Origin of the sequence: Lentisphaera profundi (genome assembly GCF_028728065.1) — a bacterium.
GTDB classification, from domain to species: Bacteria; Verrucomicrobiota; Lentisphaeria; order Lentisphaerales; family Lentisphaeraceae; genus Lentisphaera; species Lentisphaera profundi.
Genome location: NZ_CP117812.1, coordinates 1,390,263 through 1,407,624, shown reverse-complemented (window position 1 = coordinate 1,407,624; position 17,362 = coordinate 1,390,263). Strand labels below are relative to the sequence as shown.

The 17,362-nt window shown below is 38.7% G+C and carries 16 protein-coding genes; 12 read left to right on the top strand and 4 right to left on the bottom strand.

The features are described from left to right. Nucleotides 1-20 precede the first annotated feature (20 nt). A complete protein-coding gene (locus PQO03_RS16945) occupies nucleotides 21-656 on the top strand; it encodes a thiamine phosphate synthase (RefSeq protein WP_274151954.1) in 636 nt (211 codons plus the stop codon). Here PQO03_RS16945 and PQO03_RS16940 read toward each other — a convergent pair. Genes PQO03_RS16940 through PQO03_RS16930 form a run of 3 tightly spaced genes read right to left on the bottom strand, consistent with a single transcriptional unit; the run spans nucleotide 653 to nucleotide 3,601 of the window. After that, entirely contained in the window at nucleotides 653-1,609 is a 957-nt protein-coding gene (locus tag PQO03_RS16940; RefSeq protein WP_274151952.1) for a tyrosine-type recombinase/integrase, read from the bottom strand. The genes PQO03_RS16945 and PQO03_RS16940 overlap by 4 nt on opposite strands. Nucleotide 1,610: 1 nt before the next feature. Next, the gene (locus PQO03_RS16935; protein WP_274151950.1) at nucleotides 1,611-3,146 is read right to left on the bottom strand and encodes a formylglycine-generating enzyme family protein; all 1,536 of its coding nucleotides are present in this window, start codon (nucleotides 3,144-3,146) and stop codon (nucleotides 1,611-1,613) included. Between the two features lie 2 nt (nucleotides 3,147-3,148). After that, nucleotides 3,149-3,601 carry a PTS sugar transporter subunit IIA gene (locus PQO03_RS16930; protein ID WP_274151948.1) on the bottom strand — a complete coding sequence of 151 codons (453 nt, stop codon included), beginning with the start codon at nucleotides 3,599-3,601 and terminating at the stop codon, nucleotides 3,149-3,151. A 222-nt stretch (nucleotides 3,602-3,823) separates the two neighbouring features. Between PQO03_RS16930 and PQO03_RS16925 the strand changes: the two genes are divergently transcribed. The 5 genes from PQO03_RS16925 (at nucleotide 3,824) to bioF (ending at nucleotide 10,496) form a co-directional block, all read left to right on the top strand. After that, a complete protein-coding gene (locus PQO03_RS16925; RefSeq protein WP_274151946.1) occupies nucleotides 3,824-4,993 on the top strand; it encodes a phosphoribosyltransferase family protein in 1,170 nt (389 codons plus the stop codon). Nucleotides 4,994-5,004: 11 nt separating this feature from the next. Further along, nucleotides 5,005-6,651 (top strand): fatty acid CoA ligase family protein, encoded by a 1,647-nt coding sequence (locus PQO03_RS16920; RefSeq protein ID WP_274151944.1) that lies wholly within the window; start codon nucleotides 5,005-5,007, stop codon nucleotides 6,649-6,651. 15 nt (nucleotides 6,652-6,666) lie between these two features. Next, nucleotides 6,667-7,380, top strand: a complete 714-nt coding sequence (locus PQO03_RS16915; RefSeq protein ID WP_274151942.1) for a hypothetical protein — start codon at nucleotides 6,667-6,669, stop codon at nucleotides 7,378-7,380. A gap of 85 nt (nucleotides 7,381-7,465) precedes the next feature. Next, a complete protein-coding gene (locus PQO03_RS16910) occupies nucleotides 7,466-9,361 on the top strand; it encodes a protein kinase domain-containing protein (RefSeq protein ID WP_274151940.1) in 1,896 nt (631 codons plus the stop codon). Continuing rightward, nucleotides 9,354-10,496: an 8-amino-7-oxononanoate synthase gene (gene bioF, locus PQO03_RS16905; protein WP_274151939.1), complete on the top strand. Its 1,143-nt coding sequence runs from the start codon at nucleotides 9,354-9,356 to the stop codon at nucleotides 10,494-10,496. The genes PQO03_RS16910 and bioF overlap by 8 nt, the downstream gene beginning before the upstream one ends. Here the strand turns inward: bioF and PQO03_RS16900 are convergent, their stop codons facing one another. Further along, nucleotides 10,497-11,750 (bottom strand): Glu/Leu/Phe/Val family dehydrogenase, encoded by a 1,254-nt coding sequence (locus PQO03_RS16900; protein ID WP_274151937.1) that lies wholly within the window; start codon nucleotides 11,748-11,750, stop codon nucleotides 10,497-10,499. It abuts the gene before it with no gap. A gap of 147 nt (nucleotides 11,751-11,897) precedes the next feature. On the opposite strand from PQO03_RS16900, the gene PQO03_RS16895 reads away from it, so the two are divergent. The 6 genes from PQO03_RS16895 to PQO03_RS16870 all read left to right on the top strand — a co-directional run bounded on the left by PQO03_RS16895 (nucleotide 11,898) and on the right by PQO03_RS16870 (nucleotide 17,318). Then, on the top strand, nucleotides 11,898-12,350 hold the full coding sequence (locus PQO03_RS16895) for a hypothetical protein (RefSeq protein ID WP_274151935.1): 453 nt from the start codon (nucleotides 11,898-11,900) through the stop codon (nucleotides 12,348-12,350). 165 nt (nucleotides 12,351-12,515) lie between these two features. After that, nucleotides 12,516-13,337: a sigma-70 family RNA polymerase sigma factor gene (locus PQO03_RS16890; RefSeq protein WP_274151933.1), complete on the top strand. Its 822-nt coding sequence runs from the start codon at nucleotides 12,516-12,518 to the stop codon at nucleotides 13,335-13,337. Nucleotides 13,338-13,346: 9 nt separating this feature from the next. After that, entirely contained in the window at nucleotides 13,347-14,147 is an 801-nt protein-coding gene (gene proC, locus PQO03_RS16885) for a pyrroline-5-carboxylate reductase (protein ID WP_274151930.1), read from the top strand. 41 nt (nucleotides 14,148-14,188) lie between these two features. Then, nucleotides 14,189-15,196 (top strand): ROK family protein, encoded by a 1,008-nt coding sequence (locus PQO03_RS16880; RefSeq protein WP_274151928.1) that lies wholly within the window; start codon nucleotides 14,189-14,191, stop codon nucleotides 15,194-15,196. A 12-nt stretch (nucleotides 15,197-15,208) separates the two neighbouring features. Continuing rightward, nucleotides 15,209-16,447: a protein kinase domain-containing protein gene (locus tag PQO03_RS16875; RefSeq protein ID WP_274151927.1), complete on the top strand. Its 1,239-nt coding sequence runs from the start codon at nucleotides 15,209-15,211 to the stop codon at nucleotides 16,445-16,447. Continuing rightward, the gene (locus PQO03_RS16870; protein ID WP_274151926.1) at nucleotides 16,425-17,318 is read left to right on the top strand and encodes a uracil-DNA glycosylase family protein; all 894 of its coding nucleotides are present in this window, start codon (nucleotides 16,425-16,427) and stop codon (nucleotides 17,316-17,318) included. Before PQO03_RS16875 ends, PQO03_RS16870 begins: the two co-directional genes overlap by 23 nt. The last annotated feature ends 44 nt before the right edge of the window (nucleotides 17,319-17,362 follow it).

The following is a 17,362-nucleotide window of genomic DNA, read 5'->3' as shown; positions in this document are numbered from 1 at the left end:
CCCAAGGATTTAAGTAGACGATGAATGATGCATTATTGAAGGCCAATGAAGCTTATTGGATTTATGATTATACTGTGGCAGGAAAGTGGGATAAGGATGGGAGCTTATTAAAGTCTTTATCGCCAGGCTTAAAACTTATTCAGATTCGTATCAAGGAACTCGCTGGAGATGCACTTTTTGATCAAGCAAAAAAGTATTTTGAGATTATCAAAGCGAGTAATCCTGACTGTCAGGTGATTATGAATGACCATATAGATTTGTGTCAAGAGATGGGTATGGATGGGGTTCATTTAGGTCAGGGAGATGACTCTATCGTGAGTGCGAGAGAAATTTTGGGAGAATCAAAAATTATTGGCTTAACTGTGAGGTCTTTAACAGAAGCAAAAGTAGCTCAAGATTTAATTGAAGCTGGTGTCCTTGATTATGTGGGAGTTGGAACTGTCTTTGAAACGACGACAAAGCAAGGTTTGCAAGCAAAAGGACCTGAGTTTATTAAAGATGTATTTACTTTGATCGAGGCTAATAAAGTCTATCCTATTGGTGGCATTAATAAAGATAATATTCATTTATTAAAAGCTGTAGGTGTTCATCATGTAGCAATATGTTCAGAGCTCTACAAAGATCCTATCTTAGATAATTACCGAGGTCAAGCTTAACTTTGAGCGTGTGGGTGAGCGTTATCGTAAGCTTCTAGAAGTCGGTCTGCGGAAATGTGGGTGTAAATCTGTGTTGTCGATAAATTCTCATGTCCTAAGAGTTCTTGAACTGAGCGCAGGTCAGCGCCGGCATCAAGTAAATGAGTGGCAAAAGAGTGGCGTAATTTATGAGGTGTGATATCAGGCGGGAGCTGGCAATGATTGAGGTAAGTTTTTAAGTTCCTCTGTACTGAGCGAGCACTAATGACTTTGTGATCCTTAAGATTGATAAAGACTGCTTCACGAGGTGAGGCCCAAAACAGTTCAGCATTTTTTCGACAGTCAAAGTAAGCCGAAAGGGCTTTTTTTGCGGGTTCGCCTAAATAAGCAATGCGTTGCTTTTTTCCTTTACCTAAAATTTTGAGTGTAGACTCCTCAAGGTTAATCTGCTCAAAAGTTAAATCTAGGGCTTCTTGAATACGTAGGCCACCACTATAGATGATCTCAAAAATGGCAGTGTCACGACTTGCTAGGAAATCATTGTTTTTACCTTTTTGCTGACTCCAGTACTCAGTGGGAGCTTTGAGTAGAGAAGAGATATCTTCACGGGAGAGAATGAGGGGAAGAGTCTTATCTTTTTTTGCGGCTTTTATATCGACAAAAGGATTGATGCTTTGAAGTTCTTCTTTTTGAAAGAAATGATAGAGGCTTCGCAGTGAGGAGAGTTTGCGCAGTAGAGTATTTTTCGCGATGGTACTTTGCTGAAGAGTATAGATATAGTTTTTAGCACTATTTTTATCTATTTTAGACCAGTCTAAATTCGTAGCTTCGACCGCATCTTCATCCCAGTTATGGATAATGAATTCAAGGATATCAAAAAAATAGGCTTTTTGAGTATGGATCGAAAAGTTCTTTTCAGATTTCAAATATTTAAAGAATGCCAAGAGTGCTTTGTCTTTAAAAGGAAGATCCATCTTAGGTCATATTAGCAACGTAGTAATCTTTGAAATACTCAGCGGGGACGTGGATAATACGAAAACCAAAATAATCTTCACGACGGCTAGGCGGGTAAGAAACCACGCTTGAATGAGTATTACAGAAATCTATTGGTGAGCGCCATGAGCCGCCTTTAAGAATGTGCGGATCACGTTCATCATCAAATGAGTCGTTGGTCCATTCCATCGCGTTGCCGACCATGCCAGTGACACCGAAGGGGCTACAATTATTGCTATAATAATCAACAGAAGAACAGGATAATGGTTCGTTTACACCATCATTAAAAAGAGCTATTTCCAAAGTGGGTGCTTGCTCACCCCAAGGGTAATGAAGACCATAAGTACCGCGTGCAGCTGCTTCCCATTCGTAAGAAGTAGGCAGGTTATAATATTCACCCGTTTTCTTGCGGAGCCAGCGACAGTAATTCTTAGCGTCATTCCAGCTGACATTTATCATAGGGCAGTTTGCATAAGGTGCAATAGAATTGATTTTATCGAGTTCTTCCTGAGGGAAGCTTTGGCCTGATTCAGTTAAGTATGTAAAAAATTGTTCTTTGGTTATTTGGTACTTACTGACACCGAAAGGGACATTGATTTCGTGAGGGCGATTATCTGAGCCCACTACATAGTTACCAGTTGGGATTAAACAGAATTCTGTGCCTACAGCATCTTGATATTTTTGTTCTAGTGCAGCTTCTTGAGCTGGTGCAGCTAGTTCTGGGACGGGTGCTTCTTGTACCTCTGGTGCTGATTGAGCTGGCGTATCAGAGGTGGACAATAAAGGATCTACTATGGCGGCAGCCACCTTTAATGGCTTGGCAGGAGTAAGTTCTTTTTTGACAGCAGATTTTATATTACCAAAAAGGCCATTACTTGGTGTATGAGCGTGAAAGGCCTGTTCATTGAGAGTGTTATTGCCAGCCGACTTGAGTTTAAAGTCCTCTGCTTCAGGAACACTTGTCTTACTGAGTACACTAGCTTGGATTTTTTCAATTTTTGACTTGTCTTTACGCCCTGAGATTTTGAGACCGACACCCTGTGTTTTACCACCGGGTCGTTTTACATTGAGGCCTTCGGGGGTAGCGGTTTCATTGCCACTTTTTCTACGTCGTAAAATGTGTGAAGCTGTTTTGCCCTTTTTAATGGAAAGGCCAGTAGCATTTGTTTGATTTGAAGCACTTTTTATTTTCAAACCAGTCGTTTTTGTATCGGGAAGATGGGAATCATTTCCGGCTTTTTTGATTTTCAGTGAGCCCGTTTGAGTTGAAGCACTTTTAATTTTAAGTCCTGAAGTTTTACTACTTGCCGGTCGAGATTCTTGCCCCGCTTTTTTAATTTTCAGAGAGCTCGTTTGGTTTGAGGCACCTTTAATTTTTAAGCCACCAGTTTTGGTGTCTTTTATATGAGAACTTTGACCACCAGGTTTTCTTACTTTGAGGACACGTTTACCTTCATCCACATCAGTATTTTGCTTGCGGATAAATTTCTTTGCACTTGGAGGACGTTTTTGATTCATGTTTATTGGTTCAGGTTTTCAACGATAAATTGGTAGAATGAGTCAATATCTTCACAGAAGCTAGAAAGTTGATCGTGAAGTTGGCTATTTTTAAGAAAGCTTGATAAGCCCGCTAATAATTTAAGATATATATCTTGTTGACCATCAGGGCCACCAATCATAAAGATAAGCTGAGCCTTTTTTTGGTCAAAAGATTTCCAGTCAATACCTGGCTTGCTGATGCCAATAGTTACAAAAAACTCTTCTGCATCATCAGTCTTTGCATGTGGGTAGGCGATTCCGAATCCGAAGCCTGTACTCATTAGTTCTTCACGGTTTATTAAGGCTTGGAGGAAATTCGCTGAATTATTTATTTTACTTTGCGAAGCATCCACCATTTCTGCTAGTGCTGAGTTGACCTCAGTAGAATCAAGGAAAATAATTCTTTGGCGATCTATGTAGTCAACTAATTTCACTGGTAATGGCTAGCTCATTTATTTTATTTGATCGCTAATCTAACACTCAAGTGGATGATGTCTATTAAGCTTTAAGGTCGAATTGTGACTAAATGTTGTTTTTTTTAAGATATCAAAAATTAAAAAGCAAGGACTTTGAAAAAAACTGTCTTGAAAAGAGTACATACACCCCTAGTTTTTCGTGATTTTTTTATCACAAATAAATAGGGCGTAGAAACTAAAATGAATACGATAATTATCGGTAACACTTCAGACAATCCTTTTGCAATTGATGTGGCGCATTCTTGTGGTCAAATCGTTGATGTTTCAGATCTTATAGCTTTGAAAGATTTTCAGAATTCAGAATTCTGCCCTCGTTTTATTAATGACGAAACTGCCTTTGAAGATATTGGCTATTACTTGAAAGGTAAGACCGTGGTGATTGTTTCAACCCAATCACTTACCTTTTCACGCAACTCACTTTCGATGCGTAATTTAGTTATTGCACGTGCTGCAAAAGATAACGGGGCAGAGCAGGTTATTTTGATGGAGCCTGACTTATTTTACTCCTGCCAAGACCGAGGCCCTAGGCATGAACATTCATTTTTTAAGGAAGACCGCGGGGCGGATCTAAGGAAGAAATTTGATGGTCAGCCATTCACTGCATTGCTTTATGCTCAGCTCCTATCTCTTGCTGGAGTTGATCAGGCTTTCACCATTCACAATCACTCATACTCTACACAGAGCTTATTTCAAAAAGAGCTAAGCGGTGGTTTTCACAATTATGTCCCCTGTGATATTTTTTCACATTACCTAGCTAGCTCTGGCATTGTCGATCCTGGTAAAACGATACTATGTGCACCAGATAAAGGTGCGGTTCCTTTCGTTGAAATGATTCAAAATGAGATGTCTCATATCACCCCACCTATCTTAAAAATGGATAAAGTGAGATCTGGAGAAAGAGCTATTGAGATGGAGCCTAGCGAAGACTCTGATATTGGCATGGAAGATATCAAAGGAAAAGATGTCATCGTTTTTGATGATATGGTTAGGACGGGAACTACGATTGTTAAGTGCTGTCGCATACTCAAAAAATACGAACCACGAAGAATTATTTTCTGTGTAACTCATTTTCACTCATCAGCGGAAAGTCGCGAAAAATTAGCCGACCCATCGATTGATGAAATCGTAACAACAAATACTATTCCGGCTATTTTAAACAGAGATCAGCAAGGACGTTTACGTAAAAAAATCACTGTGTTGAAATTGGAAAACTGGATTGCTGATAAGCTCAATACCATCATTGGCGGCAAAGAGAAGCCGTCTTCTGCGGGCGAACTTTATAGTGTAGATATCAGCTCAAAGAATCCACGTTGGAAGCACCATATTTCTTCTGCTTTTGGGAATAAATAAAAAGTTTTTTTATGAACAATGCAAACATAGCATGCCGCTTAGAAGCTCAGGTTGATAAACAGGCTCATAAACGTGCTGTTATTGAGTTGTACAAACGCGATAAAGTCTCTGGTGCGGGAGTGTACAAGCATTTGACTTTTCTTCAGCTTGAAGAATTGAGCTCAAAGTATGCGCGCGCATTTTCAGATTCAGGTATAAAAAAAGGTATGCGAGTCCTTTTGGGAGTGAAGCCGGGTTCGGATTTGTGCGCCCTTACTTTTGCCTTGTTTAAATTAGGCGCCGTTCCCGTTTTTATTGATCCTGGAATGGGGAAAAAGCATTTATTAAATTGTGTTGAGCAAGCTCAAGCAGAGGCATTGGTTGCTTTGCCTGCGGTATTTTTATTTAAAATCTTTCAAAGCCAATCTTTTGCGAGTGTTAAAATTTCTTGGAGCTTAGGTTATAGTCCCATTTTTGGAGTCAAGAACTTAAATTCAGTAAGCTACGAAGAGAAGTTTTATCCTGCATGCCAGATGGAAGAGCACGAAATGGCTGCGTTGCTATTTACTAGCGGAAGCACCGGCCCTGCAAAAGGAGTGGTTTATAGCTGTAAAATATTTAATTTTCAGTTAGATGTTATTAAAGAATCCTATGGTGCTACTGCGGCTGATATGGATATGAGTGTATTTCCACTGTTTGCATTATTTGCCGTGTGTATGGGGATGCCGACAGTTATTCCGGATATGGATACATCTAAACCCGCAGCAGCTGACCCCGTAAAAATCTTACAGATTATTGAAGAGCAGAATGTGACTTTTTCTTTTGGCTCGCCAGCTTTTTGGAAAGTCATGGCTGATTACTGCGAAGAGCATAATCGCAAACTAAGTTCTGTGAGGTGCTTAGTTATGGCGGGTTGTTCAGTAGAGCCTGATGTCCATCGCAGGTATTTGAAAAACATTTTGCCGGAAGGTGCCGAAATCTTTGTTCCCTATGGCGCCACTGAGTCACTTCCTCTGACGAGTATGAAAGGCAGTGATGTCCTTAGCTTTAGTGCCCGTCGCTCTGAATTGGGTGCAGGCACATGCGTTGGTAGAGCAATGTCTGGTGAATATGATATTCAAATTATTAAAATCACTGATGGCGCTATAGAGGATTGGTCAGATAACTTAGTACTAGGGTCGGGCGAGGTTGGCGAGATCGTCAACTCTGGACCTATTACAACCCATGAATACTACAACAATACTGAAGGCACGAAAAACTCTAAAATTTATGATGGTGAAAAAGTCTGGCATCGCATGGGTGATTTAGGCTACTTTGATAAAGACGGATATTTATGGTTCTGTGGTAGAAAGAATGAAAGAGTGGAAATGAATGGGACCTTTTTATGTACCGATAAAATCGAAAATATTCTCAACCTACACGAGGATATTAAACGCAGTGCCTTGGTATCGCTAAAAAATGAAGCGGCCTTAATCCTTGAGCCTAACGATTTAAATATATTAAAGAATGAAGAAAGAAAAAATAGCATTAGCGGTGAATTGCGGGCTTTATTGAAAAAAACTTTGCCGGATGTGCAAATCAGTAGATTTTTGTTTAAAGATTCTTTTCCCGTAGATGTTCGCCATAATGCAAAAATCAAACGCGACCTCTTGCGAGCGTGGGCTCAGAAAGAAATTTAATAAAAGGAGTGTGAAATGAAAAATAGCTTTATTAATCTGCTATGTATGTGTTTTCTTGTGACGGCGGGGGCAGCAGAAGATCGTTCAAAAATGAAAACCGAAGCCTTTTTAGATTTATCTAGAAAAGCAATGATTGGTGATTCATGGTTTAAAATGAAGGGTAATATTAATACGCGTCCAAAGACTGGGAAACGAGCACGCTATCCTTTTGTATTATCCGTACTTATGCGCGAAGATAGTTTAATCGTAAGAACTAAATTAAAAGATGATGCGATAAAAGTTGAGTATAAGTTTGGTGATCTACATCAAACTAAAATCTTAGAATCTTCTGATAAAAAACTCTATGATCAATTACAGTTAAGACCCGGTGATTTTAGTCTTTCATTTATGTATTGGGATTTAATGAAAGAGTATTCATCTGAGAGTTTAGGCTTAGCTCGAATTAAGTGCCGCGTCTTTTTATTAGCCGATCCCGACAAGGATGAATATGCAAAAGTTTGGATTTCAGAAAAATATCTGGGGCCAGTAAAAGTGATGTGGAAGACGGGAAGTTTGGATTTTGATAAGCCCGACAGGATCTTACAATTTGAAGGCTTTACGAAGAAAAATAACCGCTCCATGCCAAAAGAAGCTTATTTTAAAAATCCTTATGGTGATATGCAGATAAAATTTAATGAGCACGATGGAGATTATGGCTTAAGTTACCCTAAAGATTTATTTAAATTTTAAGCAATTTAAGCACGAAAAACTTTTAAAGCGTCTTTTAAAGGCTTACATTATGCCTCACGATAAATAGGATAGGTACATTAAGTTCATGGAACATGAAGCTAAGGAATTAGTAAAAAGACTTAGAGGACTAAAAAAGGGTGAGGAACTCGAGGACAGAGGATTGCTAGAAGTAGGTGGGATGGGAGAAGTCCATCGCAAATACGACATGCCTTTAAATCGTGACATTGCTTTTAAAGTCATGTTGGATAAAATAGCTAAAGATGATGAAAGAGTTTTACAATTCATTGAAGAGGCTCGTATTACTGGTCGCTTAGAGCATCCAAATATTGTCCCCGTACACAGCTTAGGAGTCGACTCTAAAGGTAAAGTTTTCTTTACAATGAAATACGTACAGGGCGACTCCTTATCAGAGGTCATTAAGCTATTGAGCAGTGGCGAGGAAGAGTTTTTAAATTTCTATAGCCAATTCACACTTCTTACAATTTTCAGAAAAGTCTGTGATGCGGTTTCTTTTGCTCACTTTAACGGTGTCGTCCATCGTGATATTAAGCCAGAAAATATTATGGTGGGATCTTTTGGTGAAGTTTTGCTCATGGACTGGGGCTTAGCAAAATATTTAGGTGAAGAAGAGAGGGAGTATGATGAGGAAGATGGAGAAACTCCTTATGCTCCCACTAATAATTCCAACACAATGGATGGGACCATTAAAGGAAGTCCTGGCTACATGTCACCTGAGCAAGCTAGGGGCGACGTTGAAGATGTCGATCAGTTATCAGATATTTTTCTACTAGGAGCCACGCTCTATCACTTATTCACTCATAGGCAACCTTTTAAGGGCTCTAATTTAAGTGACACGATTGAAAGATCTGAGCTTAATAAGCTGACTCCTGTCATAGATTTATCTTTGGAAAAACAAATCCCAGTAGAGCTGTGTGTAATCATCGAAAAAGCGATGGCAACGGCTCCTTCAGAGCGATTCCAAACTGTAGAAGAACTCACGAGTGCCATTGATGGATTTATGTCTGGACAAATCATTTCCAATAAAGTCGAGTATAAGAAGGGCCAGGTCATAGTAAAGCATGGCGAATTAGGCAATGATGCCTATTTGATTGTGGAAGGTGAGGTCGAAGTTTACAAAAGGATCAATGGTAAAAAACACATCCTTACGCATTTAGGTGCGGGTGATGTTTTTGGTGAAATGGCATTGATAACTGAAGAGACTCGATCTGCCTCAGTAAGCACCACGAGTCATACTAAGTGTATTAAAATCTCTAATGAATGTTTACATAGGCAGATTGAGAAATTACCTCCTTGGTTTCAGGGAATGATGAGTTCTTTATTTAAACGCTTACGTGAAATGGATGATATTGCCCACCCCATGATTGTGGCTGATTGTACCTTTGAAGTGATTATGCAGGTTCGTCTGCTGATGGCCGTGTACGGCAGTTTAGATACAAAAGGTCACATAAGTATACCCATGCAAGAGCTGATGAGTGAAGTTGCAAATAATTTAAAAATTCCGACTAAAAGAGTTCGTCCCGTGATCGCTGGATTAGTGGAGATGGGTATAGCTACAGACAACAATGCGACACGCTTATCGATAACGAGTTGGACTTTATTTTGTGACTTTGTTGATTACACAAAAAATGCTCCGAGCATGGCGAGAACCTCGACAACCATTATAAGTTCACTCAATATCAATAGAACTTATACTGATGGAAAAAGCTTGGTTCATCGAAATATGCGTTTGTGGCCAAACGAAGCGATCCCTCCTTTTGGCAAATTACAAAGAATCAAAGAAGAGTTAAGCGATGAAGGGATAAAAGATTTCCGTATTCATTTCAGTAAAAAATTACAAGAGTTAAAGAATTATTCACTTTACTCCGAATCTCTTCAGCATGCTCAGGGGAAAAAGCATAGAACTAAAGTTTTTAACCCTAGTGAGCCCCCTAAAATTTTGGATGCATTAAAGGATGTATGAAAATAAGATTTTTGAAGATAAGTTAAAAAAACTTGAGAAAGAAAAGCTCTTGAGGCAGGAGACTGTTTATGAGTATAGTCATGATGTTGAATATATCTCCGATGGGAAAGTCCTCATTAATTTTTCATCCAATAGTTACCTGGGGATGCACAGAGACAGCCGTATAATAAAAGCCTCCAAAGAGGCAGTTGAAGCTATGGGGACTTCGTCAATTGCTTCTCGCTTAGTTTGTGGGACCTTGCCTATTCATGCAGAGTTGGAAAAAAAAATTGCTCAGTGGAAGGGGTCTGAAGCGGCAATGGTTTTAAATAGTGGTTTTCAAGCAAACCTGGGAATCATTCAAGCCCTAGCCAATAAAGACTCTTTGATCTTAGCTGATAAGCTTGTTCATGCGTCAATAATTGATGGGATTCGCTTATCTAACGCTAAATTTCAGCGATTTCATCATAACGACATGGATTCTTTGAATCGTTTATTGGAGCGCTATTCTGACATAGAGCATAAAATTATTATTTCAGAAACAGTTTTTAGTATGGATGGAGATAAGGCACCTTTAGAGGGTTTAATTAAGTTATCTAAAAAGCATGGGGCATTTCTTTATTTGGATGATGCACATGGCGCCGGAGTTTATGGATCAAAGGGTAGGGGGCCCACTGCTGAAGTAGAGGGCGTGGACTTATTGCTAGGGACTTTCTCTAAAGCTTTTGGTAGCTTTGGTGCCTATGCCTGTATGAGTGAAACTTTGAAAAAATATTTAGTGAATAGCTGTCGATCTTATATATATTCTACAGCCTTGCCACCAGCAGTGATTGCAGCTAATTTAAAAGCAGTAGAATTACTCGATCAGCAGGAGTACGAAAGTAAACAAAAAATGCTAATAGAGCGCTGTTCTAGAGTAAGGGACGTGTTAAAAAACAAGGGATATAAGGTTGTTGATGGCGAAGGTCCTATCATAGCCATCATTATCGGTGAAGAGCATGCTGCTCTACAGAAATCGAAAGAGCTTTTAGTTAAAGGATTTTTAGTTCCTGCTATAAGGCCACCAACGGTCCCCAAAGGGACCAGTCGTTTGCGCTTAACTTTATCGAGTCTTCATAGTGATAAACAAGTCAAATACCTTCTTAATCTATTTTGATCAAGGGAAAATACCTCGTTCCGTATAAACTTCATCAATGTTTTTTAGGGCTTTGATATAAGCTGCTTGGCGTTTACTTATATTTAATTCGATACTTAAATCGTGCACTTCATGATAAGCCTGTATTATTTTGTCATGAAGTTTTTCTAATACATGGTGTTCATGCCAGTAATCATTAGAGCGATTTTGGAGCCATTCAAAGTAAGAAACAATAACTCCGCCAGAGTTGGCTAATACATCAGGGATGATTTCAATTCCTTTTTCCGTTAATATTTTATCACCTTCATTATTGATTGGGCCATTTGCACCCTCCACAATAAGTGTAACCTGAGCTGCATTAGCCTCATCTTTACCTATCTGATTTTCGAGTGCGGCGGGAATCATGACGTCGGCTTTCATGGCAAAGAATTCTTCTCTAGTCAAAAGTTCTTGATCCATAAATCCTTCTAAACTTCCATTTTCTTGCACATACTCAGAAAGTTGACGAATAGGGATGCCGTCTTTCATATGGAGTGTTCCCACGCAATCATTTACGGCAATGACTTTTGCCCCAAGTGAGTCAAGTCTCTTTGCTGCCCAAGAACCAACATTACCAAAACCTTGGATAATAAAGGTTTTTTGACTTATGTCGTGGTTGTGTTGTTTCGCCCATTCTTCTATGCACATAACAGCACCGTATCCGGTTGCTTGCGCCCGTCCTTTTGTTCCTCCTACTTTCACGGATTTACCGGTAACAACACCTTTTAAACATTGACGATCAAGTGAGCCAGAAGTATTAAGGAAAGTATCCATCATCCAATTCATCGTTTGAGCATTAGTTCCCATGTCGGGGGCGGGGATATCAAAATTAGGTCCGATATTATTTCCGAGAGCATGAACAAAGCGACGGGTTATTTTTTCGAGCTCTGCCTGTGAGTGATCTTTAGGGGTGAATTTTATCCCACCTTTGGCTCCTCCAAAGGGCAGACCTACAAGGGAGCACTTTAAGGTCATTAGCATGGCTAGGCCTTTAACTTCGTCGAGATTTACTTGAGGATGAAATCTAAAGCCTCCTTTATAAGGGCCTAGTATGTTATTGTGTTGAATTCGGTAACCCTTAAAGAGTTTCATTTCTCCTGAATCCATGCGCACGGGAAAGTTGACGATTATTTCATTTTTTGGTTGCTTTAAAATCGTATGTATAGAAGTGCTTATATCAGCTGTTTTACTGGCTTCATTGAAAATGGTAATGACATTCTTGAATAATTCATCCACGATATTAACTCCCTATAGTTTTCTTATATTTTAAACCACTAAAGCCCTCAATTACATAGTAAGATATAACAATATCTTGTGAATTATTTCTTTTTCTGTCGTTTGTGTCATAAATTAACTATAATATAAGCTAATAAGGAGCTAGTTATGTCTTTTACACAAACTAAAGAAATTATACGGCATTGCCGAAGGGATCATCTAAAACTATCCGAAAGCATGGATGAACTAGAGGATATCTTTACCAGGCCAAAAACAAAATCCATTAGTCATTTTTGTTCTAATCAGCAAAAGCATATGGCAGATTACTTAAAATGTTTTTTAGATTCATCACCCAAAGAAGTCCTGAATTCATGGTTTCAAAGCACTCCAGAGATGGGGGAACCACTCCTTCTTCTAGATGATCTTCCCGAAAACCTCAAGGAAATAGACTTTGAGAAAGTAGTACATAGGATATCGAAAGTATTTGAGCTTAGATATGAGGCTTACTCTAAAATATCGGAGTTGGCCAAAACGCGAGAACTCTTCACTCAGTTATCGAGTGTCAATAACCATGCCTCATCACAATTTCACTGGTCTTTGACAGAGAATAGAGACTTATAATATGACTTAGATTAAGCAGGGACTTGTTTTCTAAAAAGTAGGCTTGTATTATATTCAACATCCGTTACTATAGCACGCTTATTTTCACCCAGTTTGTGAAGGTAAGATATGCTATCGTATTTAGCAAGTAAATATTAACAATTTTAAGTATCCGGGACATGACCGATGTCAAAAAGCGACGCAATTCGTAATTATATGCATAACATTAGTGATTATTCACTAGTAACAAAAGAAGAAGAAGTCGATTTAGCTGCTGACATTAAGTTAGGTAGTGACAAAGCCCGCGAAAAGCTAATCGTATCAAATCTTCGTCTTGTTGTTAAAATTGCACATGATTTTAAAGGACTCGGCTTACCCTTATCTGACCTTATCTCAGAAGGGAATATTGGATTGATGCGAGCAGTTGAAAAATTCGACCCAGCTAAAGGTGCAAAATTCTCTTCTTATGCGGCGTGGTGGATTAAACAATCCATGCGACGTGGTTTGGCTAATCAGAGCCGTACAATTCGTATACCTGTGCAGTCCGCAGGCAAAATCAATAAAATTCGTAACGCACGTATTGAGTTAAAAGAAAAACTCATGCGCGAGCCTACTGATCAAGAAATCGCAACTTTTTTAGAGTTCTCTAAAAGAACCGTTTCAGGTCTTAGTACTGTTGGAGGATCTACGATCTCCCTTCAAGCTAAACTTCAAGATGGTGAAGATGGTGAAATTCAAGATATTGTTGCTGACAAAGCTTCTCAGACAGCCTCCGATATTATTGGTGAAGCTGAATCAATTAATTCAATGATGAAATTCATTGTTTATTTGACAGATCGTGAGAAACTTGTATTAGAGTTGCGATTTGGTTTACTTTCAGGTCGTCCAAAGACTTTGGAAGAAGTGAGCCAGGCCATTGGCAGAACACGTGAGCGCGTCCGTCAAATTCAAAATCAAGCACTTAAGAAGCTTAGAGAAAGAATGCAGCGTGAAAGTTTGCTCAACTAAGTAGCGAATATGAAACAATTATCATTTATTGGTACTGGCAAAATGGCCAGTGCTATTGCCAAAGGTATATGTCAAAATTCGGTCTTAGATTGTGATAAAATCATAGGGACTTCGCCAGGTGCAAGTAAAGATATTTTTCACAATCTAACGCAAATCCCCGTGAGTAGTGACAATAGCGATGCAATGAATTCTCACATGGTTATCTTGGGGTTTAAACCACAGGTAGCGGAACAAATCTGTCGCTCACTCCGACCTATGGTTAAAGAGCAGCATTTCGTTTCGATATGTGCAGGCATTACTTTAGATGATTTACAAGAATGGCTAGGTACAGATAAAGTAACTCGAACAATGCCTAATACGCCTCTCTGTGTATCTAAGGGAGCTGTAGCTTATTGCTCATCAGCTGGAGTAAATCAAGAAGAGACTGCTTTATTACATAAATACTTTGAATGCTCAGGCATACTTGCACGGGTCGATGAGGGTGATATGAATACCATTACGGCATTAAGTGGTAGTGGCCCAGCTTATATTTTTGAAATGGTTGATGCTTTAGCACAATCAGCAAAAAACAATGGCTTGGCAGATGATGTAGCCCTTCAGTTCTCTATTCAGACTTTCTTGGGAGCCGCTCAAATGTTAAGCAATAAACTAGGTAGTCCAGAAGAACTGCGCAATGCCGTGACTTCACCAAATGGAACTACCTATGCAGCCTTAGAAAACTTTAAGCACAATAATTTGCGTGAAGTACTTAGCCAAGGCTTTCAAGCAGCAAAAGATAGAGGCGATGAATTAAGTCGCGGGATTAAATAATTTTTTTTGTAGTGTCAACAGAATTAATATAGAGAAGTTAGATGATTATTTGTGGATTAGATATTGGCGGCACTAAAGTTGAAGCCGCGTTTTTTGAAGTTGTTAAGGAATCCCAGGACAAAAGTCACTGGCAAGAAATTCAAATTGCAGGTGAAGTACTTTTTTTGCGGAACCGTGGATCACGCCGAATTCCGACTGAGAGAAGTCGAGGCTACCAAGTAGTTATTGAAAACATATCAGAACTCATTAAAGATCTCTCCAAAGAAGTTGCTATTTCTCTTGATGAGATAAAAGGCATTGGTATTGGTTTACCTGGTTCAGTTGATCCAAAGAGAAAAGCTATGTCTAACGGAAATACACGTATTTTCTTGGATAAAAACTTAGAGAACGATTTACAAATATTACTTAAACTCGCTATACCTATTGAAGTTAGTAATGATGCTAACTGCTTTGCTTTAGCGGAAGTTTTAGCAGGTGCTGGCATCTTACATTCTAAAGAAAGTGGCAAGCCAGTTAAAAAGCAAAATGGCCTAGGTCTTATCCTCGGCACGGGCCTAGGTGGTGGATGTGTGATTAATGGTCAATTAATTGTTGGCTCTTCTGGCTCAGCATTCGAAATAGGGCACATGGCTATAGAGCTTGATGGAGGTTTACCTTGTCACTGTGGCGTCGCTGGCTGTGCAGAGCAGTATTTATCAGGTACCGCAATAGAAGCAGCATATTCATCTCGCATGTATTCTCAGATCCATGATCGTCCAGATGCAAGAAAAATTTTTGAAATGGCAGAAGAGCAAGAGCCCATGGCACAAGCCATTATTAAACAATATAAAAAACGCTTAGCCAAATATTTGGCAAATTTAACCAATATATTGGATCCAGACTACTTTGTTCTGGGTGGCGGTGTATCCTTACAGCCTGTAGTATACGAAGGTCTTGAAGAAGAGATGAGACGCTATATTTATAGTCCTGTAGCTAAACCCAAAGTCTATTGTCATCAATTAGGTGATTCAGCGGGTGTTTTAGGAGCAGCCTTACTAGCACTAATTTAACAAGGTAAAGATATGAGTGAAGAGCAAATTAAAGCAGCTTGTCCATCCTGTGAAAACAGAATGTTTTTTGAATATAGTAAAGCTTTAAGTAAACAATCATGCTCTTCATGTAACTATAACTTCACCGTGCCCAAATTATTCGGTGCTTACACTCTTCAAGTTGTTAAAGCGAACGATGAATTTTCAACTACTTATAATGCCCTGAATAAAGATAATGAACTTTGTCGTCTCAGGGTTTTTAATGAGCTAATCACAAACTCTCTACATGCTCAACAAGCTTTGAAACTAAGTGTACAAAAGCAATTAGCTATTAATAGTGAACACCTACTTAAACTCAAGGAATCCTTTGAGTTTGAGGATCAGTATTGTATTGAATATGATTTCATTAAGACGAGTTTAAAAGGTTATCGTCAAAAAGAAAAACTCACCATGGATAAAGCTTTAGCCTTGAGTTTGGATTTACTTAAAGCCTATAAAGATTTGTCTTCCCATGAACTTCTAGCTTCCAACTTAAAGCCTAGTACGATTACTTACGATAAAGAAATAATCTCTTTCTATGACGTGGAGATCTCATGGCCGGCGGCTTTAGAATTATCAAAGAAAACTCAAGGTTTTAACCCGGTAAATAATAGTCAGTACGTCGCTCCAGAAGTTATTTCCGAACGAAAAGTTTCCGTACAATCGGATATCTATTCCTTGGGTTGTATTATTTATGAGCTGTTTACTAATTACCCACCGTTTCACAAAGAAGAGACAGGCAATTCTTTATTAGAGGCACATAAAAATATCCAAGCAAGCTCCTTGTTGGATATCAATAAAAATCTTCCAGAGAATTTAAATAGACTCGTCTTAAGTATGTTGGAAAAAAAACCTTCCTATCGTCCAGAGATCCAAGACTTAATCCAAGACTTTGAACGAATTGACCTGCATCCCAGCAAAGAAATTTTGAAAGAGTTTGCTCCTAGTCCTAGCGATACACTTGTGCCTAAAAAAACAGAAGAAATTGACTTGAGTCTTTTGGCATCAGAAAGAAATCTCCACCCTTTGAGCTCAGTAACTCCGCTAGAAGAAGATGCACAAGAAGAAGTATTGATTCAGAGTAAAGAATTCCCTTGGGCCATAGCTATAATCATTATTATTATCCTAGCAATCATTTTGACAATTACCTTAAAAAGAAGCGACACAAATGATGATAGAGAAAGCCTCTCTCATAAGCTAGAGGTTGTTGATGAAAATTATCGAAGCACTTGAAGAAGCATTAAAAAACGAACAACGCTTAGGAGATAATTCTTTTGACTTGGATCATGAGCAGCTTAATGATTTTTTTTATTACCAAGCAGAGCAAAAATTAAGCTTCCCAACAAAGCCCAATCAGTCCCATGAAGTATTAGAAATAAGTAGTAGTTCTCCCCAAGATTCTAATTCTGTTAAAACGGTTGATGTAAAGGAAGTCAAGCTGATTCAGCATAGTGTCCCGCCTGTGATCACTAAACATTTAGAAGTCAAAGCTCCTATTGTAGATCCCGCAAGAAAGCTAAACGTGAAGCAAGAAGAATCCTTCGAAGAAATAGAAGACTTATCAGTTGAAATTGATATCAAGACTTTAGATTTAAGTACATTAAGAGAAAAAGCTCTCTCATGCACGAAATGTAATATATCATTCAAAGATCCTCATGAATTGAAGAAAACTAAGTTATTTTTTATTTTTGATGGATCACTAATCAAAGGTGAATTACAGGATCCTTTAGCGGGTCCTTCTGGTGAATTTTTCTTAAAAATGTTAGCAGCCATGAAAATTGATATAGAAGATATTTACATAGCCAAAATCCATCGTTGCCCAAGAACTAGTGAGCTTAAAGAGCAATCAGCAGCAGTATTACAACAGATTAATTTATTAAAACCCGATGCGTGCATAGTCTGTAGCCCTAGTATAATAAGAGAAATTTCTAATTTCGAGAGTATCAATCAATGCCGTGGGCAATGGCTCTCTTGGGAAGGAATAAAAATCATGCCGACTTATTCTCCTGCCTTCTTGATGCGTTCCGAGAATGTCTATGGCAAAGCGAAAAAGAAAGAAGCCTGGGCAGATCTTCAATTAGTCATGAATGAGCTTAAACTTTAAATTCTAAAAACTGGCTTTTATCTTTACTGATAAAGTATATTGCC